Below are 25,564 nucleotides of genomic sequence, written 5' to 3' on the forward strand. Positions count from 1 at the left end.
TGACCGATACACTGGGCAAGGACAGAGGGATTATCAAATTGAAAGGTGTCAAAAATAGAGACTGGGAAGACATTGCTGTTGGCCCTGGACCTGATAAAAAACTTTCTTATGTCTATGTCGGAGAGATCGGAGACAATAACGGCGTACACAAAAACATCAAGATTTTCAGGTTTCCTGAACCGAAAAACGTGCAATTGAGAATGGAAATAAAGCCGGAAACCCTAACCCTGACGTACCCTGACGGGCCAAAAGACGCAGAAACCCTGATGGTAGATCCCAGAAGCGGTGATTTTTTCATTGTTTCTAAAAGAGACAGTACAAATACACTTTACCGAGCTCCAAAAAAAGCATTTGAAAAAGAACAATATGTTTTGGAAAAAGTCATGGAATTGCCCTTCACCATGGCCGTGGCAGGCGATATTTCAGCCGATGGAAGTCAGATTTTGATTAAAAATTACTTTACCGTTTTTTATTGGGAAAGAAAGAATGGGGAAAGTATCCCTGAGGCATTGGGCCGAAAGCCATTGATATTGCCATACAAGACCGAGCCCCAGGGAGAGGCGATAGGGTTTCATCCATCAGGAAACAGCTATTTCACCTTGAGCGAAAAAAGTTTTGGAATAGCGCCGGTACTTTATCGATATGATAAAAAATAGTCAAACCCGAAATATGCACTGCGTTTCCTAATGAGGTTGAACCTGCATGAAAATCAGACTATTTGGAGAAAAAGAGGGAGTACCAATACGGTAATGTCAGAAATAGTAACCAAGACTGATGAAGAAGAATTTTTAGGCTAGAATTGAATTGGTAATGCATAAAACGGGTTAAATTTGAGCATCGGCCACAATTTGATTCCGCATTATGATTGCTCAAACTACCTCTACTGTCTTGATGATCCGCCCTGCAAATTTTGGATTCAATCCAGAAACTGCAGAAAACAATTTTTACCAAAAATGGGATGATCGTACTGCAGGTGAAATCAATCGGTTGGCTTTGGAAGAGTTTGATACATTTGTTTCCAGCTTAAGGGCGAAAGGAATGAATGTCATCGTAGTTGACGATACTCCTGAACCCAGAAAAACTGACGCTGTTTTCCCCAACAATTGGTTCAGTACCCATTCTGATGGAAAGGTGGTATTCTACCCCATGTTCTCACCCAATAGGAGATTGGAGCGGAGAAATGACTTGATGGAAATCCTGATGATGAAGGGTTTTAAAATCAAGGAAATCGTTGACTTGAGTTTTTTTGAACAAGACGGGCAGTTTTTGGAGGGAACGGGCAGTCTCGTTTTGGATAGAGCCAATTGTATTGCATATGCCTGTAGGTCGGTTAGGACACATGAAGTGCCTCTGGATTATTTTGGAAGACTTCTTGGGTTTACCATTTTGGATTTTGATGCTTCCCAAACCATTGAGGGTGTTGTATCACCAATCTATCACACCAATGTAATGATGCATGTGGGGACTGATTTGGCTGTGGTATGTCTGGAAAGTATTCCTAAAACTTCGGAGAGACTAGCCCTTCAAAAAAGTCTGGAAAAAAGCGGTAAAAAGATCATCCCCATTTCAGTCAAGCAGAAATTTAACTTTGCTGGGAATATGTTGGAACTGCAGAATGGCCAAGGCGAAAAATTCACAGTGATGTCCCATGCTGCTTTTCAATCCTTAAATGCTGCGCAAATACAGACATTAGAAAAATTTACGACCATTGTACCCATTAAAATCCCCACCATCGAGAAGATTGGTGGGGGAAGTGTCAGGTGTATGCTGGCAGAAATTTTCTTGCCATTAGTGTAAACCTCCGATTTTCACCGAACGAATGCCGATGGTATCCACTTCGATATTTTTATTTTTGGCGGCAATCTTGAAATTCTCAATGACTTCCAAAACATCGTAATCGATGATTTTTGAATTGGAACCATCGATAATTACATGCTTTCCTTCTGGAATATCTTCAAGAGTCTGAATAAGTGCACCTTTGTTTAAAAAACTGACTTCTTCAGACAATACAATATGGATGGTATTTGAATTCCCTGAAACCTTCTCTTCCAGAAAATGGGAATTTTGAAAGTTTCTCAACAGAATATAAACGATTGCCACGCCCATTCCAAGGCCAATGCCGATCAGAAGGTCGAAAACCACGATACCGACGATGGTGATGATAAAGGGAAGAAACTGATCCCATCCCAATTTTGCCTGCGTGGTAAATAAAGATACTTTCGCCAATTTGTAACCCACCATAAGCAGGATTGCCGCCAAACAAGCCAGTGGAATCAAGTTTAGCAAACTAGGAATCAACAACACACTGGCGAGTAAAAGAAACCCATGGAATATTGCAGACATTCTGGTTCTTGCTCCTGAGGTGACATTGGCAGAACTTCTGACGATGACGGCCGTAACAGGTAACCCTCCAATCAGTCCATTGATGATGTTTCCGGTACCTTGGGCCAATAGTTCGCGGTTGGGTGGGGACACTCTTTTTAATGGATCGATTTTATCCGCAGCTTCTAAACTCAAGAGCGTTTCCAAACTTGCAATTATGGCCATGGTAAAGGCAATCAACCAAACATCTCCATTCATCAATCCAGAAAAGTCAGGAAAGGTGAAAAGTCCAAAAAAGCCTTCAAATGACTGCACTTGTGGCAGCACCACTTTGTCTTCAAAATCCAAATAAAGATCGGGAATAAAAAATTTAAAGAATTTATTGAGTCCAATGCCTAAAAAAACCACCAAAAGAGGCCCTGGAATTATTTTTAATATTGGGCTTCTTTTTACAAATGGTTTTTCCCATAAAATTAAAATAAGCAACGATAGGGTTGTGATTATTATCGCCCCTAAGTCCAATACATTGAATAGGTTTTTTAAATCCAAAACAGCATTCCAATCATTCACAAAAGGAATGTAATTGCTGAGATCATCGGATTCATTTACTCCAAATGCATAAGGTATTTGTTTGATAATCAGGATGATGCCTATACCTGCCAACATCCCTTTGATCACAGAAGTCGGGAAGTAATATCCGATTATCCCGGCTTTAAGCACGCCCAGGATAATTTGAAAAACACCTGCCAAAACCAATGCAGTCAAAAACAGATTGAAAACCTGAAGCTCTGTAATTGCATTCAAAACGATCACCGTCAGCCCCGCTGCAGGGCCCGAAACGGATGTGTGGGAGCCAGAAAGGGACCCGACGACAATACCCCCGACAATACCTGCGATAATCCCGGAAAAAAGTGGCGCGCCAGATGAGAGCGCTATTCCCAGGCAAAGAGGTAATGCAACCAGAAAAACAACCAATCCGGCAGGAAGGTCAGCACCAAGATGCGAAAAGATGTTTTTGGTTTTATTCATACAATGTTTCAGCTAGGATTTTAATTAAATTTTCAAACAAATTATCCCTTCTATGAAGGATTGATTTCCAAAATAATAAAATCCTGAATTAAAATTATTATTTAATTGGTCAATGGAATTTTTTAAACTCTTCCATTGACCAATATATTTAAAAGAAAATTCACGAACAATTGATAATCAATTAATTAAAAAAGTTAAATGCCCGTAAAATTATATGGGCTGATTTTTTTGAGTTCTAATTTGACTATATCAGAAACATCCAATTGATCTATAAAGTCTTTTATTGAAATTTCAGTTATTTTTTCATTCGTTCTGGTCAGGTCTTTTAAGGCTTCATAAGGTTTAGGAAAACCTTCTCTTCTCAAAATTGTCTGTATGGCTTCAGCCACCACAGCCCAATTGTCCTCCAAATCATCCATTATGGCTTTCTCGTTGAGTTCAAGTTTGCCAAAACCCTTTGTCAACGATTCCAAAGCAATCAGCATATGACCAAGTGGAACTCCAATCACCCGTAAAACGGTGCTGTCGGTAAGGTCCCTTTGCAGCCGGCTGATCGGGAGTTTTGCGGAGAGGTGCTCCAATAGTGCGTTGGCGATACCCAAATTCCCTTCTGCATTTTCAAAGTCGATGGGGTTCACTTTGTGAGGCATTGCAGATGATCCTATTTCGCCAGCTTTGATTTTTTGCTTGAAATAATTCATGGATACATACTGCCACACGTCTTTGGAAAGGTCCAATAGGATTGTGTTTATTCTTTTCAAACCATCAAATGTGGCCGCTAAGTTATCATAATGTTCGATTTGGGTGGTTGGGTAGCTTCTGTCCAATCCCAAACATTCATTCACAAAACAGTTTGCAAAATCATTCCAGCCAATTTCAGGAAATGCAACGTGGTGCGCATTCATATTGCCTGTCGCCCCTCCAAATTTGGCCGAATACGGCACTTGGGCCAATAAATCCAATTGTCTTTCCAAACGAACCACGAAGACTTGGAATTCTTTTCCCAAGCGTGTCGGAGAGGCCGGCTGACCATGGGTTTTGGCCAACATTGGAATTTCCCTCCATTCCTCAACCCTTGCTTTCAGCTGGGAGATGACTGTCTCTAGCGCAGGATAAATCACGGAATTCAAGCCTTCTTTCAACATCAAGGGCGTTGCAGTATTGTTGATGTCCTGTGACGTCAATCCAAAATGGATAAATTCCTTGAATTCTCCTAAACGTAATTTGTCGAAATTGGATTTCAAGAAATATTCAACGGCTTTTACATCATGGTTGGTGATTCTTTCTGTATCCTTGATGTTTTGTGCATCCTCCAAATTGAAATTTTTCACCAAATCTCTTAAAATAGGAAAAAAAGACTGATCCAGGGACTTCAGCTGTGGGAGTGGAAGCTCACACAATGCAATGAAATATTCCACCTCAACATGTACCCGGTATTTGATTAAGGCAAATTCTGAAAAATAAGCGCTTAACGGTGCCGTTTTGCTTCCATATCTTCCATCTACAGGAGAGATTGCGGTAAGGGGATTCAAATTCATGATGTCTTGGTTTGATTGATATCCCAAAGTTAATTTTTAGGAGCGACTTTAAGTCCACCAATTCCAATTAAATCTGCATTTCTCTCAATAAACGCAATTAATCTTCAAGTGAACCAAACCAGACTAAGATATAAATGGTTATCAAAAAGCATATTAATCCCAGGGAAAGCTTACAAATCAATATTCCTGCATTAATTTTGCGTTTGGTAACGGCATAAATAAATAGAATAAGAGAGAATGTTTAATTTATTCAAGAAGAAAAAAGCGGAAAGCACGAGAGGTGACCATTATTTATCCCTAAAAGTCAGGGAAGTAATTAAGGAAACCCCGGATACGGTTACACTTTTATTTGACCAACCTGATCCTTACCTGGAATATAAGCCCGGACAATTTTTAACAGTTGTTTTGGAAATAAATGGAAAGGAAGTTCGCCGTTCCTACAGCCTTTGTACTTCTCCGTTTGTCGATCCGTATCCCGGAATCACAGTGAAGCGGGTAAAAGGTGGATTGGTTTCAAATTATCTCAACGACCAAATCAGGCCCGGAAAAACCATAGAGGTCATGAAACCTCTTGGGAATTTCACATCGGAATACCACTCCAAAAACCAAAATCACTTTGTGATGATCACTGGAGGCAGTGGGATCACACCCATTATGGGGATTGCAAAATCGGTATTGGTCAATGAACCCTTATCAAAAATCTCCCTGATTTATTGCAGTCGTTCTGAAGAACAGATCATTTTCAAAAAGGAATTGGACACACTTCAAAACAAATACCCAGGTAGAATGAAAGTGGTGCATAACCTTAGTCAACCCGGTGCATCATGGACAGGGCTGAAGGGGAGGTTGGATGCCGAAAAAATCATCGCCGAACTTAAGTCAGGTTTCTTTCCCGAGGCCGAAAAAACAAACTATTATGTCTGTGGCCCGCAAGGTTTAATGGATCTTTCTTTGGCAACACTTGAGGCCATGGAAGTGAAGAATGCCGATATCCATAAGGAAAGTTTCTTTATAGAACCGGCATCCAAAACAAAGGAAAACTTGATCGTAGAAGGTTCGGTTTCCAAACTGACCCGAGAAGTGGAGGTCATTTTGGAAGGGAAAAGCCGAATTTTTGAGGTCTCACCTGAGAAGACCATTTTGGATGCGGGTTTGGACGTTGGCGTAGATATGCCTTACAGCTGTCAAAGCGGATTGTGCACAGCGTGCAGAGGAAAACTGATCACTGGTCAGGTTAAAATGAATGAAGATGCCGGATTGAGTGAAAATGAGATTGCAGAAGGATATATCCTCTGCTGCTCTTCCAAACCAATCTCGAGCGATGTGAAAATCGTTATTGAGTAAACTGGGAAAAATTCCCAGTTCTAATAAAAGTATTTGATTCAGACCTTTAAGCATTGGAAAATACGGTAATCAGGGAAATTTACAGAAAATTGGAGCGGAATGTATTGATTCAAATAGCCATTCCGCTTCCATTTTTTGCGATTTCATATTTATACACAAAAAATGGAACGATTGATTATGGAGGCTTTAATTTGTCGTCCTATTGGAATTCCCTCATTTTTGGATTGGTGATAGCGCTTCTGATATTTCAGTTTGTACATTTCACTTCGGCAACCAAAAAAATAATCAAAGGAGTCCATGAATTGGATAAAAAAGTCGCCCTTTATGCAGAGGCTGTCTCGTTTAGATTTTGGATTCTTTTTTTGACCGGATTCATCAGTGCTGCCGGATTGTATTTTTTAAACAACCCAAATTTCACCATTGCTTTTGCCGTGACTTTGGTATTTATTTCCTTGGGAAAACCTTCACCGGAGCGCATAGCCAGTGCTCTCAAACTAAAAGGTGAAGAAAAGGATTTGGTGATGGATTTGAAACGTAGGATTTAAAGAAACAAATAATCCACCAATTGAATCGAATGACCTTTGTTTGAATAGGGATCCAATTGGTGGGTTTTATTTAACCTTGGTTATGTATACCAATTCTTTTCCATTCTGAAATTGCTTCATCATCTTCAGTTGTTTCGAAATTCCGACCTCACCATATCAGTAAAATGCGTTATTCTCCCAATAGTCTGATATTCTTGAATTTTCAATCCCATTAGGAAACCTAATGCATATTTCGGGTTTAATTATCAATTGAGATTGAGCCAGAACTTATGGTTCCTTTGATGAAATCCTCCGATTGATTGTTGATGTCGAGGTTCCTACCTGTTCTGATAGTCCCAACTCTCAATGAACCCGAACTTGCTTTTAAGGAATAATTAAAGTCTTTAAGATTTGAAGGGGTTTGGATACGAAAAGATCCAGAAGATCCAGAAAGATGGGTTTTTGAACCCAAGCCTGCATTTTCTGCCCTGATTGACCCCGAAGAAATTTTAAGTTCTCCCAATTCTCCGATGTTCACCAAACTTGCGCTTCCTGAAGTCAGGGAGATAGCTGTCAAGCCTTCGATATTCTTGGCAGTTATCCTGCCACTGCCTGAGGAATAATGCAAGTCCCCTTTTACTTCATTGATATCCGCAGAGCCTGATCCCAAAGTGCACTTTACATCTCCAGTGATGGAATTCAATTTGATTGAACCTGAGCCAGATTTGGCTTGAAGATCCCCCCTTATCTTTGATGCTTGGATCATGCCAGAACCGACGGTCAAGTTGGTCTGCGGGGAGTTGATGTTTTCAACCTTGATTTTCCCTGATCCGTTCTGGAAATTCAAGACCATCGCTTCGGGTCCTGAAATCTTGATGTGGCCCTTGGTTCGGATATTTCCCATGGATCGAGAATTCCCAGTTTGCTGGTAGGAGATTTTGAGAACATCACCCAAAGTCACAAATATGATATCTTGGTTGGGATTGTTTGATTCCAAGAAAGCATTGACCAATACTTCTGATCCAGCAGAAGAACCAATATATTCCACCTCAAGTGAACCACCGGAAACTTCGATTCTTTCAATTCCGGAAAAGGTCTTCTTGACATCTACCAAGACCTGAGCTTGGGCCGCAAATTCATTGGAAGCTGATAAAATGACCATCAGCAGGACAATGAAGGAGGATTTTATGTGTTGTTTCATAGGGTTTCTTTTTTGTCTTGTGGAGAAAATTCAATGACTCAAGCCAATGGTCATCATAGCGTGTAAAAACTTTTGGAATACGGAAAAGCAAGAATTTTACTTTTAAAACACAATTCCAAAACTGATGGGATTCAATTCGGGACCCTTTCCATTTTGGAAGAATGTATTGAGGTCGTAGGTGGAAAAGAAGGTAAAACTACCGACTCCGATTTCTCCTCTAAGCCCATATCTCAGGTTGTTGAGGTAAATACCTGTGCTTTGTTTTTCTGTTTTTCGCCCAGATCCGTCTAGTTCCCGATAGGCAAATTTGCTGGTTCCTCCCAATCTGTAGCCAACATATGGACCTGCTGCCAATCTCAATCCTCTCTTCCCATTGTCGTTCATTTTTCCAAAATCCAGTTTGAGTAAGGTCTGGGCGGTTAGATAGGAAGCGGAGATTTTACTCTTGAAACCATTCACATCCGTTCTTTCCAAGAAGTCAATTTCATTGTCGCCCTTAATGGCTTGGAAATCTCTATTTTCGAATTTGAAATTGTACCACTGTACGCCCATTCCAAAATCCCAATAGAATCCTTTGCTTATTTTTTGTGAGGCCATCCAATTAAGGCCCAAGTTCCAGCTGCCCCAGCCCTTGACGGCATAAGGTTGATCTGAGGTGGGGAATTGACCGTCTGAATCCAGGTAATTGTTGATGCCCAGATCCACATTGAAATAGGAGCGGAAGGAAGGGTCCGTCTTTTTCTTGTTGCCGGTTTCTACCCGTACCTTGGTGTTTCCGCTGGATTCGTCTACGATGACTTTGATTCCGCCGACATACACCTCTGTTTCCATACCGTCTTCCCGTACCCTCACGATTTCTTTGCTACCGGATTTGTTTTTGATTTCGACTACTGTCAGTTCTCCGGTTTCTTCATTGAGTTTGAGATCCAGTTCCTGGACAATCTGGTTGATATTCATTTTTTTCAATCTTTCAAAATCCTCCTTGTTGTCCACGATCAGGATGATTTTTCCAGACTTTCCGAATTCGACGATGATGCTGTCTTTTTCAGCCACATAGGGTTCATTCGTGTTGCCAAAAGCCATTTGTACTGTGGCAAACAAGCAAAACAAGAGCAAGTATCTTTTCATGTCAGTTCTATACTTAAGGTTAATTGTTTTTTTCTTTTTTTGTGGCCATGGAGGCAAAGAGATTGTTTTTTGCATCCTGCAGGTCTGCAAAACCTTGATCCACTTTGTTCAGCAATCCGCCGATCTTTTCTATTTTTGTCTCGATTTCTTCGATTAATCCAGGCTTTTCAGCTTCTGCCAAAAAACCGTTGGAAATGATCTTCACACGGTAGGCATCTTCGTTTCCTAAAGGCGCTTCATTTTTAGCCAATGTTTCTCTCTCAGGTTCTCCCGCAATATCCATAATGGGGATTTCGATTTCGGGAATTTCGGTGCCCTTCATTTCCAGACTTTCCTCCGGTTTTCTGACCCCCGCGATCAAACTGGCTTGATTTTCTTCCTTCCTGGGTGTGATGGATTTCTTCTGTGGAAGCGAGTTTTGTTTTTGGATTTGTTTTGACTCTTCCTTCACATCAAAAGATGTCTCCTCAGTGCTAGGTAGCTTTTCCTGTATCAATAGACTTGGGTCATCCATTGGAAGTGTCTCGGAATCTTGTATTTTCTCTTGTTCGCCAGCTGCCAATTCGGGTGTAGATGGATTTGTCGAATCAACCGCAAGCCAAATGAAATACCCCATGCCCATCAACAAGAGAAGGGAAGCTGCTATTTTCCAAAATGGGAATCCATTTTTTTGTTCAGATTTTGACAATTGGTTTTCCAACCTTTCCCAAGCGAGTGCCGAAGGCTTTTCTTGGTGGTTGATGAGTTTTTCCCTGAATTGGGTGTCAAGCTTGTTTTTTTCGTTAGCCATTGATTCTCCTTTCTTTTAATTGTTGATCGGCTATTTTCTTTTTCAATATGTTCCTTGCCCGATTGAGTTGGGATTTAGAAGTGCTTTCTGAGATTCCCAGCAGTTCTCCGATCTCGGCATGGCTGTATCCTTCTATACCATACAGGTTAAATACCGTTCGGTATCCTACGGGAAGCTCATGGACCAACTCCATCAGATCGGCTGTTTCAAGTGCATTGATTTCGTAGGTCTGTTCTGCATTTTCAAGATGGCTTTCCATATTTACCTCCATACTTAAACTTTTGTTGTTCCTCAGGACCAAGAGGGATTGTGTGACCATGATCCTTTTCATCCAGCCTTCAAAACTTCCCAAAGATTGGTATTGGGGGAGTTTTTCAAAGATCTTCATGAAGCCTTCTATCATCACATCTTCCGCCAAGTCCCGATCCTTGACATACCGAAGGCAAATCCCCAAAAACTTCCCCGCATAGGAATCATAAAGAAACCGCTGGGCATTTCTTTCACCCTTGAGGCAGTTTTTGATGAGGTCCGATTCGGTGTTAAAGGTTTTCTTGGTAAACATGCGGAATGACTTTCAAATAGGGAGATACATAAAATGGAAAATAGGTTGCATGGATTGGTGAAAAAAGGTTAAATTTTTCTGTTTTTTGATTTATAAAGATACAACTGTCTTGAATTTTCCCACTGATATATGGGGTTTTTGGCTTGAAATCAATTGTGATTTCCATTTGGTGTTTGCTGAATTTGTGTTTATTTCGGGATATTCTCCAATCAACTTATTCAAAAATGGAACGTACCATCAGGACAGATTCCCAAAATCCCGATTTCATTGCACTCGTCAAAAAGCTTGATGCTGGATTGGCCATTACGGATGGTGCCGACCATGGTTTCTACAATCAGTTCAATAAAATAGACAAGATCAGGTATGTCGTTTTGGTCTATGAAAATGGGGAGTCGGTGGGTTGTGGTGCGATCAAAGAATTCGATTCGGACACGATGGAAATCAAGCGCATGTTTGTGGACAAGGAGAGTAGGGGAAAGGGAATCGCTTCATCCATATTATCAGAATTGGAGATTTGGGCCAAAGAACTTTCTTATAAAAGATGTATTTTGGAAACAGGAATCAGGCAGACCGAGGCCATTGGTCTGTACAAAAAGAGCGGTTTCTCATTGATTCCCAACTATGGTCAATACGAGGGGATAGCAGGAAGTTTGTGTTTTGAAAAAATAGTATGACGGGATTATAAAGTAAATTTGAATTTTCTCGCTAAAACCCGAAATATACATTCCGTTTCCCATCGGGATGGAAACTGCAAGAAAATCAGACTATTTGGAGAATAGGTCCTCTAACCGATATGGTGAAGACAAAAACAGTGAACAAATGACTGATTCGTAAGTGATTTTTGGCTCAAGTAGAAATGTTAATGCATACAAGGGTTAAACCTTGGATGAGTGTTTTCCAATAACTGAAACACCAAAAACAGTATTTTCCAGTCGCTGTAACAGTTCTGACATTTTTTAGATTTCTGAGATCAATTTTATTTCCAATAGTTACAAAAAAAAGGCAAAAGCCCTCAAAATCATGATTTTGAGGGCTTTTGCCTTGGGGAATCATTCGCAGTTTCCTTGTTTGACCTCCTTAAATCCCATCAAACAGCACGAACGATTCCAAGTAATTGGGAACAACTGTTTGCCATTCCAACTCTTCATTGATTTTTTTGGCCATTGATTCGGAGGCCGCAATTTCTCCGTGGATAAGAAAGGTGATTTTCGGCTTGCTGGTAAAACCCTCTGCCCATTCCATCAGTTCGTCCTGATCCGCATGTGCAGACAAACCTTCGATATAATAGACCGAAGCTTTGACAGGAACATCAATACCGTACATTCTGGCGGTTTCATCTCCGTCAAGAAGTTTGCGGCCTCGGGTTCCCTCAGCCTGATAGCCTACGAATATGACACTGTCCTGCTCATTTGGCAATCGGTGGTACAAGTGGTGCAAGACCCTTCCTCCAGTAGCCATCCCGCTCGCAGAAATGATGATGGCATCGCCACGGATGTGATTGAGTGACATGGAAGCTTCCTGGCTTTGGTAATAATGAAGATTCTTAAAGGAGAAGGGGTTACTGCCCTCCTCTTCAAAAAGAGGCCCAAGCCGGTGATAGTGGCCATAATGCTTGTACAATTTGGTGACATCAATGGCCATCGGGCTGTCGACATAAATCGGGATATTCGGGATTTTACCCTTTTGCTGAAGCCTGTGGAGGTGATAGAGGATCAGTTGCGTTCTACCCACGGCAAAAGCTGGGATCAAGGAAATCCCTCCTTTTGCATAAGTTTCCCTGATAGCCCTTCCAAGTTCCTCTTCTGGATAGCGTTTTTCCGGTATGCGGTTTCCATAAGTGGACTCCATCAGGAGCACATCGGCGAAAGGAAGTCTAGAAGGTGGATTGAGTAGAGGGTCGTGGTACCTTCCCAAATCACCGGAAAAGACGATTTTCTTTTCCTGTTGCTCCCCTTTCACTTTTATTTTTAGGATGGCTGCCCCGAGGATATGGCCGGCATTGTAATAGGTGAATTTGATGTTTTCATTGATCACTGTTTCCGTTTCCATTTCCACCCCAACCAACATTGGAAAGACCTTTTTGGCAACTTCTACGGTATACAAGGGTTCCGGTTTTTCGTGTCTGGAATACCCTTTCTTTTGGGCATAAGCGGCTTCTTCTTCCTGCAGTTTTGCGGAATCAGCCAATAAGATCTGGACAAGATCCAGCGTGGGATAAGTACAGTATATCGGGCCATTGAAGCCTTCCTTGACCAATTTGGGTAAATAACCGCTGTGATCGATATGGGCGTGTGTCAAAATCACCATGTCAATCTTGGAGGGAGAAATTGGGAAACTTTCCCAATTTCTCAATCTCAACGCTTTAAGCCCTTGGAATAGACCGCAATCCACCAGGATTTTAGTATGATCGACTTCCAATAAATACCTGGAGCCGGTTACGGATTTGGCTCCCCCTAAAAATTTTATCTGAATCTTCATAAATTCTGGGTTTAAGTTTAGTAAAAATACAAGGATTCAGATAGTTTGAAAGGTTTTTTTTAAAAAATAACCGCGGAATTTGGCTGGATAATCTCAGTCAAATTCCGCGGTTGGGAAAGGTGTTAGTTCTGAATTTGTTTTTTAATAGACTGATGCCAACTGTATCAATAGGGAAGTTTTGTTGAGATTTCAGCTGAAATTTTCTCTCCACTCTTTTGGCCATAAGTGGTTACTTCTTTAATTGGTTTTCCGTCATAAATTATTTTTGCAGCGATGTGATCATTTAGATCATTAGCCTTTACTGACAGGGAAACAGGGTCGTTCTTCTTACCGATAAAGGATATGGTCCAGTAATTTTCGGTGATTGTTTCGTGGATTTCTTTCCCAGTTCCATCCAAATAATAAATGTCAAAATTATTATTATTGGTCGTGACCTCATAGGTCACCGTTGGATCAGCAGGTTTGTTTTTACAGGATGACCCCATAAAACCAATAAAAAGGATGAGGACAGATAATCGATAAATTTTATTCATAGCGTTGTAGACTTGTTATTTCCGTTTTTTATTGGTCTCTGGTCTCCAATAGGATTGAATTGCAAAATGAAATGTTGGTCCTAGCGATTCATAAAGTAGGCATCCTCAAATTTTGCCCGGGAGAGACTGTCGATTTTTGAAACCTTGGTGTCATTGCTACAAGTCAGGCAAAGCAACCCCATTTCATTGAATACCCAATGGTTGCGGGAATTGACATCTCGGATTTTATATCCGTTGCTGTGGATGGTTCCTTTGATGATGGATAGAATCGATTTGTCCAATACAAAGGGTTTTTCGTAGGGTATTTCCAAGACCAAATCAATCTTTTGACCTCTGAATTTATCCATTTGGTTCAAGTCAATTCCTCTCTCGAAGGTCAAAATCGAGTCCATCACGGTATAATTGTATTTGATAGCTTCAGCATTTTTCAAGGCATCCTGGTAGCTTTTTCCCCTCGATTTCAATTTCTGGATCAGAATTGGTTTTTCGTTGTCCGTGCCTTGGAGTTTGAGGCTTACCGCCTCAAAAAAACCACTGTCATCTCTGGTATCGACCGATTTCAGGATCAATGTTTTGTCTGAAACATCAATGGGATTTTCCACGGATTGTGTAGCCTCGGTTTTGAACTGTGTGACCATTCTTGGAACTTGAAAAGCACAAATCCCCAAACTCAACAACCAGATTCCCAAGGCCACCAAGCCAAACCTGCCATCAATGATGCTCTTTTTCACCAAGACACTGATGCCGAGGAGAAGGATGATGATCCCTGGAATCAAGATGGCCACTGCAATGGCGAGTGCCAACCAAACAGGCATGATCTCGGTGATCCAAGTCATGGGGAAATCATTGGTCCAACCTGAACCTGAATAATTCTGTGGAATAACCTCGAAATAAACACCCAACAATGCCAAGGGAGCAAGAGTCAATGCCGTTCCTATAAAGAAGATGATCAATCCGAAGATTACCCGGATGATGGAGATGAGGAATTTTCCCAAGGGACCCAAAGCCTCACCCAGTGCATTGATTACTTTTCCTAAGAAGCGAAATGGCGCCAAAAGAATTTTTCTACCTTGACTTTCTTCCCTTTTGGGAATTGGATTCAGGTTTTCCTTGATGGTCGTTTCGATATTGTCCAAGGTGATGGCTCCACCTTTCATCTGGATTCTTTCGGTTATGGATTTTGCAGCAGGGGTAATGATCCAAAGGATCAGGTAAATCACCAAACCTGCACCACCCGCGAAGATCAATCCAATAAAGATTAAACGAACCCAAATGACTTCCACATTGAAGTAGGCTGCCAATCCACTGGCGACACCTCCCAAAGTCCTATCATCTGGATTTCGGTAAAGTTTTTTGATGTTTTTGTCTTCGGGGTCTTCATACGACACCGGCAAAATGACCCAAAGCACGATGTATGCGATCAAGGCAAATCCACCAATGGAGAAATTGAAGTTCCAAGGAAAGGTATTGATCCCAAAACTGCCGAAGCGCAAGCTGCCACTGAAAAGGAGAAGAATGGCCACCAACCGTGTCCAAAGAGGGTCCACTGCCAGATAATGCGCCAAACCAGCACATACTCCACCTAGGATTTTACGGTTTTCCAACCGGGTCAATTTTTTGTAGCCTTTTCCTTCCAGATTCGGAGGGGTGATGTATTTGTAGAAATCATTCTCCTCTTTTTCTTTCCCAAACACAGTTTCTGGCATGTCTTCCTCCATTGCCTTGAAATCGGCAATTGTCCCCATTTTCTCCATCAAGTTGGCCACATTTTCAGCGGTGATCACCTGTTTGTTGTTTTTGAGATTGCTCAGAAATATTTCGGCGATCCGGTTTTCGATATCCGATATGATTTCTTGGTTGTCCTTATAATGGGAAAAATGTCTGTTGATTGCCTCCAGATACTTTTTTAGGGTGGCATATCCATCCTCTTCGATATGGAAAAGGATCCCACTGATATTTATACTTATTGTCTTTTTCATGACTTATCGCTTTGAAGTGATTAATTGGGTAGAGGCGACCAAAGAAGCCCATGTCTCAGTCAGGGTGTTTAGAAAACCAAGCCCCTCTTCGGTAATGGTGTAATATTTCCTAGGTGGACCGGATTCGGACTCTACCCATTTGTAAGCGACCAAGGATGCGTTTTTCAACCTGTTGAGTAAAGGATACAAGGTTCCTTCCGCTACGATCATCTTTGCCGCTGTCAGTTCTTCGATCATGTCGGATGCATAGGCTTCCCCTCTGGAAATGATATGCAAAATGCAGAATTCCAAGAGGCCTTTCCGCATTTGTATCTGGGTGTTTGAAGCATTCATAAGATTTGGATTTAAATTTTTTTTCGAGGAAAATCCAAGGTGATTTCAGCCGTATTTTTCCCTCCATTTTCTGATAAGGAAAGAAAAACTATACCAAAGTTAAATCAGGTACCCTGTAATACCAGTTTCCTTGTGTCATATTCGCCTAAAAAAAGAGCACGAGGATTGATTTTCTTTGTTATTTTTAATTTTAAGCACTTTTTGCCCAAAACCCTACGAATGGAATATTTTTAAGGACAAGATACAGTTTTGATAAAATCACTTTCCGTTGTGGTTTTAGTGAACAATCCTTTGTTCAAAACCGAACACTTTTCAGCCAATTGAACAGCGTTTATTTTTTGTGCTTTACGCAATTTGATTCGTTTTTATTTTTACTTTGCACAGGTGATTAACCTGATTTAATTGAAAATTTCAAAACTTTTACTCGGTTTATGGATGGTTTTTTGGTTTGGGTCTTCCCAAGCCCAAAGTATTGTGCCCAAGTATTCCAATGAATTTATGAACATCGGCATTGGAGCACGAGCCTTGGCAATGGGAGGTGCACAGGTTTCCTCCGTTCGGGATGTTACCGCTGCTTACTGGAATCCAGCAGGCCTATTGGGAATCAAGCATCAAAACGAATTCTCCTTGATGCACGCCGAGTACTTTGCGGGCATCGCCAAATTTGACTATGCCGGATTCAGTACCAATATCCAAGAGGACAATCAGATCGCGATTTCCCTGATTCGATTTGGGGTGGATGACATTCCGGACACCCGATTTTTATACGATGCGAATGGCGCCTTGAATTATAACAATATCCAGTTCTTCAATGCCGCGGATTATGCGCTCATACTTTCCTATGCCCGGGATGTAAGCGACAAATTCAAAGTCGGCATGAACACCAAAGTCATTCACCGAAATGTGGGCAAGTTTGCACATGCCTGGGGTTTTGGCTTGGATTTAGGAGGAATCATTCTCTTGGACCAGTGGAGGGTTGGCATCATGCTCCGGGATGTGACCACCACCTTCAACGCTTGGTCTCACAATGCCGACATGGTTCGGGAAGTCTATTCTAAAACCAACAATGAAGTCCCCCTCAATTCCATAGAACTCACCTTGCCCCGCGCGATTTTCAGCTTGACCCGCGACTTTGACATCAATGACGAATTCACTTTACAAGGGGTTTTGGATTTGGATTTCACTTTCGATGGAAAAAGGAATACGATCATCAGGTCTGAAATCATGAGCATCGATCCAAAAATTGGTCTGGAAGCGGGCTTTAAAAAAATGGTCTTTGTCCGGGCAGGTGGAAGCAATGTGCAAAAGATCAAGGATTTTGATGCATCTTATTATATGTCATGGAAACCCAGTTTTGGTTTGGGCCTTTTCCTGAACGAAAAATTTCAAATAGATTATGCTTTGACTGATATTGGAGGTGTTTCCCAAACGCCTTATTCACACGTGGTCAGTGTCAAGGTGAGTTTGAACGAACATGACCCTAGGTTTAGGCTGAATAAGGGTTGGAACGATTGATATAAAGGATATGAATAAAAAATTTACCCTTGTCTTATTTTATTTCATATCTACTTGCTTTGGCTTCGCACAAGAAAGCTGGATCAATTTTGACCAAGCCTATTATAAAATCCCAACGGCCCATGATGGGATCCATAGAATTTCCTTCACCACATTGTCTGCCTCAGGGATTGATCCCAATACTTTTGATCCCCGAAATGTAAGGGTGTACCATAGGGGAGAAGAAATATCTGTAGCGATTTCCGGTGAGCAAGATGGTCGATTTGATATGGGAGATTTTATTGAATTTTTTGGGAAAAGGAATGATGGGACCTTGGATGCCAAATTGTACAGCAATCCCTCTTATGTTGGAAATGTGCTCTACAATACACACAATGATTCCACCGCTTTTTTCTTGACCATTACACCGGGTGTTTTAGGGAAAAGGATGGCCAATGGTGCCAATCCGGTTCCCAATCTCCCAACTCCAGAATCTTACCAAACGGAATATCTGAGGGTCTTTTCCGATCAATATAATTTGAGCTGGAGTTACAGTCCAGGAACCAGATTGGCTGAATTCGAGGAGGGGCAGGGTTGGATGAGTACTCCGATTGTGAAGGGTGCTCCGAGAAATATTATTTTGGGCGACTTGGGAAATATTGCCCAATCAGGAAATGCAAAACTGGAAATTGGGATTACGGGGTTCTCCGCAAATCCCCACCTAACCGTGGTGAGTGTCGGTCAGAACTCAGGAAGCCTCCGCGAATTGGGACGCTTGGAGTTCAAAAATTTTGAAGCCATCAACACTGAATTCTCCTTTACCTCCAATGACTTCAATTCCGATGGGAGTTTGACTTTACAGGTTGCGTCAATGGGTCCCGGCCCAACCGACAATGTTGGAATGGCGTATTTTAGGATCACGTATCCCAAAAAAGTCACAAATGGGGATTTTAAACAAGAAACTTTTATCCTCGGTCCGGGCGATCAAGTGATGGAGGTTGATGGGGTTTTGGCCAATTATGCTGCCTTTGAAATTTCAAACCCTCTTGATCCAAAAGTCATTCCTTTGATAAAAGAGGCAGATAAATTGAAATTTAGAGCAGGAATGCCAACCCAAATGAGCAAAATATGGGTTGAAAACCGACTCAATGTGACCGAAATCAATGTCATGCGAAAAGTGATGTTTAGAAATGTATTGCACCAACCCGCAGATTTCATCATTTTGGCACACAAATCTTTGAGGAGGCCAACAGCATCCTATTCGGATCCCGTGATTGCTTATGCCGCTCACCGTGCCTCATCGGAAGGTGGAGGCTATGATACCCTTGTGGTTAATATTGATGAGCTCTATGATCAGTTTACATTTGGGGAGAAATCTCCCTTGGCCATCTATGAATTTTTAAGGAAATATTATCCAGTTCACAAGCCTGAGTACTTGTTATTGATGGGAAGATCCATGGGCATGTTTTCTACGGCTAGGGAAGGGGCGGTGAATTATTTTTATAGGAAAAAACCCTCCATATTCTCGTTTCAAGATTTGATTCCGCCGGCAGGGTATCCCTATTCGGATAATAATTTTTCGATAGGCTTGGACCCCGAAAACCCGTTTGTAGCGGCTATTCCCCTTGGACGAATCCCCGCCAGAACCCCGGATCAAGTAGCCAGCTATCTGGAAAAGGTGAAGGAAAAAGATGCATTGGGAGTTACCGAACCTTGGCAAAAAGAAATTGTCCACCTGAGTGGAGGGGTCTCTGCATTTGAGTTGACACGGTATTTCAATTTCCTGAATGGATTCAAAACCATCGCCGAGGCACCTTTCATGGGGGCAAATGTGACCACTTATAGAAAGCGTTCCAATTCCACCATCGAATTGATAGATATTTCCGGTGATGTGAACAGGGGGACAAGTCTCATTACTTTTTTCGGTCACGGTGCACCTTCGATCATAGATTTGGAAATAGGCTTTGCTTCCGATCCCACAATGGGCTACAACAATCGTGGGAAATATCCAATGTTGTTGCTCAATGGATGCGATGCCGGGAATGCCTTTGGAAATGCCTATACATTTGGTGAGGATTGGGTACTGACACCTTCCAAAGGAGCCACCAATTTCTTGGCACATGCAAACGTGGGTGTAGACGTTTATTTAAGACGATACAGCGAATCCATATATGCCAAGGCATTTTCTGACTCTTCTATGATTTATCAACCGATTGGAATGGTGAAGAAAGAGGCGGAAAAATTGTTTTTCCTACGCTATGGAACTTCTCCTCTCAACCGTGGCCATACTGAACAATTGGTCATGTTGGGGGATCCTGCGGTGAGGCTATTTCCTGCCAACAAAGCCGACTATTCGCTGAAAGACGATGAAGTGACTTTGGGAAGTTATGCAGGGGAAGCATTCAATGCACTGTCGGATTCACTTAGACTCACGTTTGTAGTCAGAAATCTTGGGCGTGCGGATATGGACTCGGTGGATTTCAGGATCAACAGGAGATTGCCAGATGGAACAAGTATTCAATTTGATCCCAAGTTGATCGGTCCGGTTTTACGGAAGGATACCATTGAATTCGTCGTGCCGAACAGGGGACTCGCTGCCTTTGGAGAAAACATATTTACGATTGAAATCAACCGGTCCCGAGCAGTTGAAGAAATGACATATGTGAATAATGTGATCACAATCACCCGTTTTATTCCCCTTAGCGGCACCATCAATTTATTGCCCACGTCATTTGGGATTGTCAATGAAAAGGAAATAGAGTTATTCAGTCAGATTCCCGGAAAATCTGTGGAGGAGAGAAATCTGATCCTACAGATTGATACAGATGCTGATTTTAGTTCCTCAAGGAGGAGGGAAAACAGGTTGACAACTGCCAACTTGGCCAGATGGAAAGTGAATCTCTTCCAAAATGTGGCCGAAAAGGATTCGGTGACCTTTTATTGGCGATCCAGATTCCTTGAGCCGAAGGCCGAGGAAAGCCAGGATTGGACGGTTTCGAGTTTTACGTATATCAAAAATGGCCCTGAGGGCTGGATCCAAAGAGAAAAACCGGAGTTGGAAACAAACCAACTCGATAATTTAGAAATCGATCCAGTGAAGCGGGAGTGGAAATACAAAGACACCAAACTCAATATTGGGGTTTTTACCTTTGGAACCCAAGCGGACAGTTTGACTTTCAGGAATACACAGTTTTTCCTCAACGAAGTTCCTTACATCCTTGACAATGTAAACAACGCCAACAGTCGACTTTGTCCCAATGGTTCTTTGGGATTGGTGGCATTTGACCAAAAATCGCTGACTCCCTACTTGGTGATCTCCGTTCCAGGTTTTGATATACTAGACGGTAGGAGTTGCGGGAGAGTCCCACAAGTCATCCAAAGTGTGCGGAATGCCAACATCACGGGCCCGGGACAGACGATGTTGATTGACTATGTCAATGGATTGAAGACGGGGGATTTTGTGGTGATTTTCTCGGTAGGAAATGTCAATTTCAGTGATTGGCCGGACGCAGCCTTCGAAAAACTGAAAGAAGTTGGGGCAAATGAGGCTACTTTAAGAAACCTTAAAACCGGTGACCCATACGTTCTTTTTGGGAAAAAGGGAATGAAACCCGGAGAAGCCATGGAGATCGTTTCGAAGCAAAACATAGCATTGGAAACCAATGAGCAGGTGATTGAATTCTCCACCGAAATGAACGGGTATTTCACCTCGGGAAGTATCCTTACCCCTAGAATCGGTCCATCTTCTGAATGGAAGAGCTTTTTCAACAATGTTAAAAACAGGGATTGGTTCAATGAGGAATTTGCCTATTTTGATGTGTTGGGTGTTCGGGGAAATGGAGAAGAACAGGTCTTGTTATCCAATATTCAGGAAAGTCAATTGGATTTGACGATGATCAGCACCGAACTTTACCCTTTTCTGCGCTTGAGATATTCTATGGAAGACACTTTGTCCACCGCACCGGCACTGCTCGACAAGTGGCAGGTGAATTACACAGGGGTGCCAGAAGGTGTTCTCGTCTTGAAAAACAAGGAAAAAGAAATACAGCTTCAGGAAGGACAGGAAGCAATTTTGAATTTTGAGTTTATCAATATTTCCAAATTTGATTTTCAGGACTCGATCACCGTCGAATGGGAATTCAACAACACTACCCAAAGGAAAATCGAGAAGTTTTCCAAAAAAATCCCCGCGATCAAATCTGGAGGGAGTCATGCATTCAGCATTGATTTCAACTCCATTGGAAGAGCTGGATTGGTAAAGGTTGAGGTTTTTGCCAATCCACGGATATTTATGGAACAAACTTTCAGGAATAATTTCATTGATCTTGGGGCGTTTTTTGTGGTCACTCCGGACAACAGCACGGCGATTCTAGATGTGAATTTTGATGGCGTGTATATCATGGATGGCGACATTGTCTCCCCAACCGTTTTGATCCATGCCCTTTTGAAAAATGAAAATACCTTAGTCCTGAAAAGGGATACCGTAGGGATGGAATTGTATCTGAAAAGGATCTGTGAGAATTGTCAATTTGAAAGGATGAATTTTTCCAATCCCAAAATATCTTGGTCTCCGGCCACGGAAAACAACAGTTTTGAGGTGGAACTCCATCCCGGACCTTTGGAAGATGGAATGTATACTTTTAGAGTCGTCACGGCCGATTTGGGTGTGGACAAGCCTTATGAAATCAATTTTGAGGTTATCAATGAAGCGACGATCACTAATTTTTATCCTTATCCCAATCCATTCAGCACGAGCGTGAGGTTTGTTTTTACCGTGACGGGTTCAGAAGTCCCTGATCAGATCAAAATCCAAATCATGACTGTGACCGGCAGGGTGATCCGAGAGATCCTTCAGGATGAACTGGGCATGGTCAGGATTGGAAACAATATCAGTGAATATGCCTGGGATGGGAAGGATGAATTTGGAGACCAGTTGGCCAATGGCGTTTATATCTATCGGGTCTTGGTCCGCAAGGATGGTCAATTTATGGAGCCAAGGGCCACGGCAGGAGATAAGGGTTTCAAACAAGGTTATGGGAAAATGTATTTGCTTAGATAGCGATCATTTGCTTTTGAAAAACCGGGCAATCCCCCACAAACTCAAAAGGATCAAGCCAATGATCAGCGCCCAGTTGAAGGCATTTCCTCCCTGGCGGATGGCAGTGTAGATGGAATCTGCCAATACTCCAGAGCCAAATGCCAATAAAGTGCGGGGAAGCATGCCAATAAAGCCAAATAGCACCACACGTTTCCAGCCAGTATCCAACAGGGCAAACAACAGATTGGAAAATGCAAAAGGGATGATAGGACTCAGCCTAACGAAGAAAATCAATTCCCCCATTTTCCCCTTTTTGTTTTCCACCAAGGCTTTGGCCCGAGGATATTCCCCCAACAGGATATCCAAACTGTTTTTGTCCATTTTTTTACCCAAACCATAACCAAAAAGTGTGGCCAAGGTATAAGAAAGGATAAGCAACAAAAGGGCTTTCCAACCCAATATGAAACCAGTGAGCCCGGCCAAGAGTGTCGTCGGCATAAACGCAAAAGCCATAAGGATGGCACAGGGGATCAAATACAAGAACCAAGTCTCGGGAGATGAAAAATCCAGTTGCTGAAAAAAAGTGGTGTTTGTGATGAAAAAAGGGACCAATAGGATACTGCCCAAAGAAGGGACAATGGCCACCCAAATAAAGGCAAATACCATTAGGGGATTATTCTTTCCGATCTTTTTCAATCCCTTGAAAATGCCTTGGTTTTTTTTCATATTTGGCGAATGGTGCTGCAAATAAAACCAATTCACCGGTAAGGCTCTAAAGTAATTTGTGATATTTCACCCAAATATGGATTTCTTTGGTGTATTTATTGTTCAAGAATCAACACCCTACATGATGACCTTAAATAAGTCTCAACATACAATTTTCGCTGAAATAAAAAGGTCAATCTTAACATTTTAAATCCAGATATGAAATTCGGAACAAAAGCAATACATGCAGGGGTCGAACCCGATCCTACCACGGGAGCCATTATGACCCCTATATACCAAACCTCTACTTATGTGCAAACCACCCCCGGTGGCCATAAGGGATATGAATATTCCAGAACCCACAATCCTACTCGGACAGCCTTGCAAAACAATTTGGCAGCTTTGGAAAATGGGAAACACGGACTTTGCTTTTCCTCTGGTTTGGGAGCAATAGATGCCATCATCAAATTGCTCAATCCAGGTGATGAAGTCATCAGTACCAATGATTTGTATGGTGGAAGCTACCGGATTTTTACCAAGGTATTTGAAAGATACGGGATCAAATTTCATTTTGTGTCCATGGACAATACTGAAAACATCGCCGCGCACATCAATGCCAACACAAAATTGATCTGGGCAGAAACGCCCACCAACCCCATGATGAATATCATTGACATTCAGGCAGTGGGAGATTTGGCAAAGAAGCATGGCATTCTTTTCGGTGTGGACAATACATTTGCAACACCTTTCCTGCAAAACCCACTCGATATGGGCGCAGACTTGGTCATGCACTCCGTGACCAAATATCTTGGAGGACACTCTGACGTAGTGATGGGTGCCATCGTGGTCAATGATGACAAACTAGCCGAGCAATTGGCATTTATTCAGAACGCCTGCGGTGCGACTCCAGGGCCTCAGGATTGCTTCTTAGTATTGAGGGGAATCAAAACCTTGCACATCAGAATGGAAAGACATTGCCAAAATGGGAAAACCATCGCGGCTTATCTTAAAAATCATCCAAAAGTTGAAAAGGTCTATTGGCCAGGTTTCGAAGACCATCCCAACCACCACATCGCCAAAAAGCAAATGCGGGATTTTGGGGGAATGATCTCATTCACGCTGATAGGCAACAAAATAGAAGACGCCATCACAATTCTGGAAAATCTCCATTATTTTGCCTTGGCTGAGTCTCTTGGTGGTGTGGAGTCCCTTTGTGGCCATCCCGCTTCCATGACGCATGCAAGTATTCCAAAAGAAGAAAGGGAAAAAGTGGGCTTGGTGGACTCCTTGATCCGTTTGAGCGTAGGCATCGAAGATGTTGACGATCTCAAAAAAGACATTGCTGCGGCATTGGAATTGATTTAGGTTCTTGATTCAACCCGTCTTATGCATTGCCAATTCTATCTAGTCAGAAAATAACGAGTAATCAGTCTTTGTTTACAATTTTTGACTTCACCAGATCGGTAATACGCCTTGTTTTCCAAACAGTCTGATGTCCATGGGGTTTCAATCCCATCAGGTGACCAAATGCATGTTTCGGATTCAAGAGAATCAAAAATACGCAATTCTAAAAATTCTTAAAAAACCAGGGCTCAATAGATTTGAGCCCTGGTTTTTTGTTTTTAAGTGTTTGAGGAAACCAGCATTTTTATAAGGTACAACCCATGTAGACACCCTAAATTCTGATTTAGAATGTAGCGAATTTTTCACCAGCCTTAAAAGCAAAAGAATTATGCCAATATCCGATCAAAAAGGTGCTTGCATTGATCTTCCACCTTGGCTGTAAACTTTTTTTTGTTGGACTTTAAGGAAGCCAGTAAATCGATGTATTTTTTCGGGATGTTTTCTTTTTCTCTCAGAAAAAATGAAAGGTGCTGGATGAAGAGATGATTTTGATACCATTGATGCAGGGAATGCTGGAGTTCCTGCATTTGTGTGTGTACATCAGTGACAAAGATGGTGTTGAAACCGGATTCAATCCTTAGATTTTCCAGTGCGATAATCACCCGTAAGCCTTCATAAATGTCTTTTAGGGCTTTACTGTCGAGTTTGGACTTGTTGTCTAGGTGGAAAAATTCCAGCTCTTCATTGATGATTTGAGTGATGGCTGTATTGATCATCAAGGGTTTCAAGCCTTTGCTCCACTGGTAAACTTCCTGATATAGATCCTCCCAAATATGAAGCGGAGAACTGACTACAAGGTCAAACCCTTCGGTAAAAAGCTCCTTTTTTTGTTCCGCAAGATGTTTTTCGTAGGAGTTGTAGGTGATGTTTCCCTTAGACCTCACCTCAATCAATTGGTTCAATACCGATTTTAGATGTTTTACCTTTTTGAGATTTTTAAAGATCCCTTTGAATGGGGAAAACACCTGGAATTTAAGTTTGTCCTCATTGAAATGGATTCTTGACAAGAGATTCAGATAAATTTCCAGAAAGATAAATTTCTGTTCCAACTCAATGGCCTTTTTACTTCTGAATTGTTTGCCTAAGGCAGCGTGGTTCTGCTTTGCCTCCTCGAATTGTTGATGGAAGAGACGGAAAATAGGGGAGACTTTGCCTTGCATGA

General features: G+C 41.9%; 20 protein-coding genes. 8 read left to right on the forward strand and 12 right to left on the reverse strand.

The window, feature by feature from the left end; all coding sequences use genetic code 11:
• Both Q7J63_RS12495 and ctlX read left to right on the forward strand, forming a co-directional pair.
• A partial coding sequence (locus Q7J63_RS12495) for a hypothetical protein (protein WP_304886549.1) occupies positions 1 to 656 on the forward strand: 656 nt, incomplete at its 5' end.
• A 205-nt stretch (positions 657 to 861) separates the two neighbouring features.
• Positions 862 to 1,797, forward strand: a complete 936-nt coding sequence (gene ctlX, locus Q7J63_RS12500) for a citrulline utilization hydrolase CtlX (protein WP_304886551.1) — start codon at positions 862 to 864, stop codon at positions 1,795 to 1,797.
• On the opposite strand, the gene Q7J63_RS12505 is transcribed toward ctlX, so the two are convergent.
• Both Q7J63_RS12505 and purB read right to left on the reverse strand, forming a co-directional pair.
• Positions 1,789 to 3,351, reverse strand: a complete 1,563-nt coding sequence (locus tag Q7J63_RS12505; protein WP_304886553.1) for a SulP family inorganic anion transporter — start codon at positions 3,349 to 3,351, stop codon at positions 1,789 to 1,791. The two genes, ctlX and Q7J63_RS12505, sit on opposite strands and share 9 nt — an antisense overlap.
• Before the next feature lie 194 nt (positions 3,352 to 3,545).
• Positions 3,546 to 4,889 carry an adenylosuccinate lyase gene (gene purB, locus Q7J63_RS12510; protein ID WP_304886555.1) on the reverse strand — a complete coding sequence of 448 codons (1,344 nt, stop codon included), beginning with the start codon at positions 4,887 to 4,889 and terminating at the stop codon, positions 3,546 to 3,548.
• 237 nt (positions 4,890 to 5,126) lie between these two features.
• On the opposite strand from purB, the gene Q7J63_RS12515 reads away from it, so the two are divergent.
• Positions 5,127 to 6,233 (forward strand): ferredoxin--NADP reductase, encoded by a 1,107-nt coding sequence (locus tag Q7J63_RS12515; protein WP_304886557.1) that lies wholly within the window; start codon positions 5,127 to 5,129, stop codon positions 6,231 to 6,233.
• Positions 6,234 to 6,286: 53 nt separating this feature from the next.
• Positions 6,287 to 6,778 carry a hypothetical protein gene (locus Q7J63_RS12520; RefSeq protein WP_304886559.1) on the forward strand — a complete coding sequence of 164 codons (492 nt, stop codon included), beginning with the start codon at positions 6,287 to 6,289 and terminating at the stop codon, positions 6,776 to 6,778.
• 238 nt (positions 6,779 to 7,016) lie between these two features.
• On the opposite strand, the gene Q7J63_RS12525 is transcribed toward Q7J63_RS12520, so the two are convergent.
• The 4 genes from Q7J63_RS12525 to Q7J63_RS12540 all read right to left on the reverse strand — a co-directional run bounded on the left by Q7J63_RS12525 (position 7,017) and on the right by Q7J63_RS12540 (position 10,438).
• Positions 7,017 to 7,958 carry a DUF4097 family beta strand repeat-containing protein gene (locus Q7J63_RS12525; RefSeq protein ID WP_304886561.1) on the reverse strand — a complete coding sequence of 314 codons (942 nt, stop codon included), beginning with the start codon at positions 7,956 to 7,958 and terminating at the stop codon, positions 7,017 to 7,019.
• Between the two features lie 102 nt (positions 7,959 to 8,060).
• Entirely contained in the window at positions 8,061 to 9,086 is a 1,026-nt protein-coding gene (locus Q7J63_RS12530) for a hypothetical protein (RefSeq protein ID WP_026333570.1), read from the reverse strand.
• A gap of 19 nt (positions 9,087 to 9,105) precedes the next feature.
• Positions 9,106 to 9,876 (reverse strand): hypothetical protein, encoded by a 771-nt coding sequence (locus tag Q7J63_RS12535; protein WP_304886563.1) that lies wholly within the window; start codon positions 9,874 to 9,876, stop codon positions 9,106 to 9,108.
• Complete coding sequence (locus Q7J63_RS12540; protein ID WP_019597333.1) at positions 9,869 to 10,438, reverse strand: RNA polymerase sigma factor; 570 nt, start codon at positions 10,436 to 10,438, stop codon at positions 9,869 to 9,871. The genes Q7J63_RS12535 and Q7J63_RS12540 overlap by 8 nt, the downstream gene beginning before the upstream one ends.
• Positions 10,439 to 10,662: 224 nt before the next feature.
• On the opposite strand from Q7J63_RS12540, the gene Q7J63_RS12545 reads away from it, so the two are divergent.
• Positions 10,663 to 11,112 (forward strand): GNAT family N-acetyltransferase, encoded by a 450-nt coding sequence (locus Q7J63_RS12545; RefSeq protein ID WP_019597331.1) that lies wholly within the window; start codon positions 10,663 to 10,665, stop codon positions 11,110 to 11,112.
• 403 nt (positions 11,113 to 11,515) lie between these two features.
• On the opposite strand, the gene Q7J63_RS12550 is transcribed toward Q7J63_RS12545, so the two are convergent.
• From Q7J63_RS12550 to Q7J63_RS12565, 4 genes are all read right to left on the reverse strand, one after another.
• Positions 11,516 to 12,916, reverse strand: a complete 1,401-nt coding sequence (locus Q7J63_RS12550; protein WP_304886566.1) for an MBL fold metallo-hydrolase — start codon at positions 12,914 to 12,916, stop codon at positions 11,516 to 11,518.
• Positions 12,917 to 13,080: 164 nt separating this feature from the next.
• Positions 13,081 to 13,449, reverse strand: a complete 369-nt coding sequence (locus Q7J63_RS12555) for a hypothetical protein (RefSeq protein WP_139189663.1) — start codon at positions 13,447 to 13,449, stop codon at positions 13,081 to 13,083.
• Positions 13,450 to 13,529: 80 nt separating this feature from the next.
• Complete coding sequence (locus Q7J63_RS12560; protein WP_304886568.1) at positions 13,530 to 15,428, reverse strand: PspC domain-containing protein; 1,899 nt, start codon at positions 15,426 to 15,428, stop codon at positions 13,530 to 13,532.
• A gap of 3 nt (positions 15,429 to 15,431) precedes the next feature.
• On the reverse strand, positions 15,432 to 15,761 hold the full coding sequence (locus Q7J63_RS12565; RefSeq protein ID WP_019597327.1) for a PadR family transcriptional regulator: 330 nt from the start codon (positions 15,759 to 15,761) through the stop codon (positions 15,432 to 15,434).
• Between the two features lie 435 nt (positions 15,762 to 16,196).
• Here Q7J63_RS12565 and Q7J63_RS12570 point away from each other — a divergent pair, with 435 nt between their 5' ends.
• Positions 16,197 to 17,276, forward strand: coding sequence for a PorV/PorQ family protein (locus Q7J63_RS12570; protein ID WP_019597326.1), 1,080 nt, complete (start codon positions 16,197 to 16,199; stop codon positions 17,274 to 17,276).
• Positions 17,277 to 17,286: 10 nt separating this feature from the next.
• A complete protein-coding gene (locus Q7J63_RS12575; protein WP_304886571.1) occupies positions 17,287 to 22,314 on the forward strand; it encodes a C25 family cysteine peptidase in 5,028 nt (1,675 codons plus the stop codon).
• 3 nt (positions 22,315 to 22,317) lie between these two features.
• Here the strand turns inward: Q7J63_RS12575 and Q7J63_RS12580 are convergent, their stop codons facing one another.
• Positions 22,318 to 23,019, reverse strand: coding sequence for a VTT domain-containing protein (locus tag Q7J63_RS12580; RefSeq protein ID WP_304886572.1), 702 nt, complete (start codon positions 23,017 to 23,019; stop codon positions 22,318 to 22,320).
• Positions 23,020 to 23,217: 198 nt separating this feature from the next.
• Here Q7J63_RS12580 and Q7J63_RS12585 point away from each other — a divergent pair, with 198 nt between their 5' ends.
• Positions 23,218 to 24,363, forward strand: a complete 1,146-nt coding sequence (locus tag Q7J63_RS12585) for a cystathionine gamma-synthase (RefSeq protein WP_304886574.1) — start codon at positions 23,218 to 23,220, stop codon at positions 24,361 to 24,363.
• Positions 24,364 to 24,728: 365 nt separating this feature from the next.
• Here Q7J63_RS12585 and Q7J63_RS12590 read toward each other — a convergent pair whose 3' ends face one another.
• Positions 24,729 to 25,562 (reverse strand): hypothetical protein, encoded by an 834-nt coding sequence (locus Q7J63_RS12590; protein ID WP_019597321.1) that lies wholly within the window; start codon positions 25,560 to 25,562, stop codon positions 24,729 to 24,731.
• Positions 25,563 to 25,564: the final 2 nt, after the last annotated feature.

It is taken from the genome of Rhodonellum sp., from assembly GCF_030656585.1.
Lineage (GTDB): Bacteria > Bacteroidota > Bacteroidia > Cytophagales > Cyclobacteriaceae > Rhodonellum > Rhodonellum psychrophilum.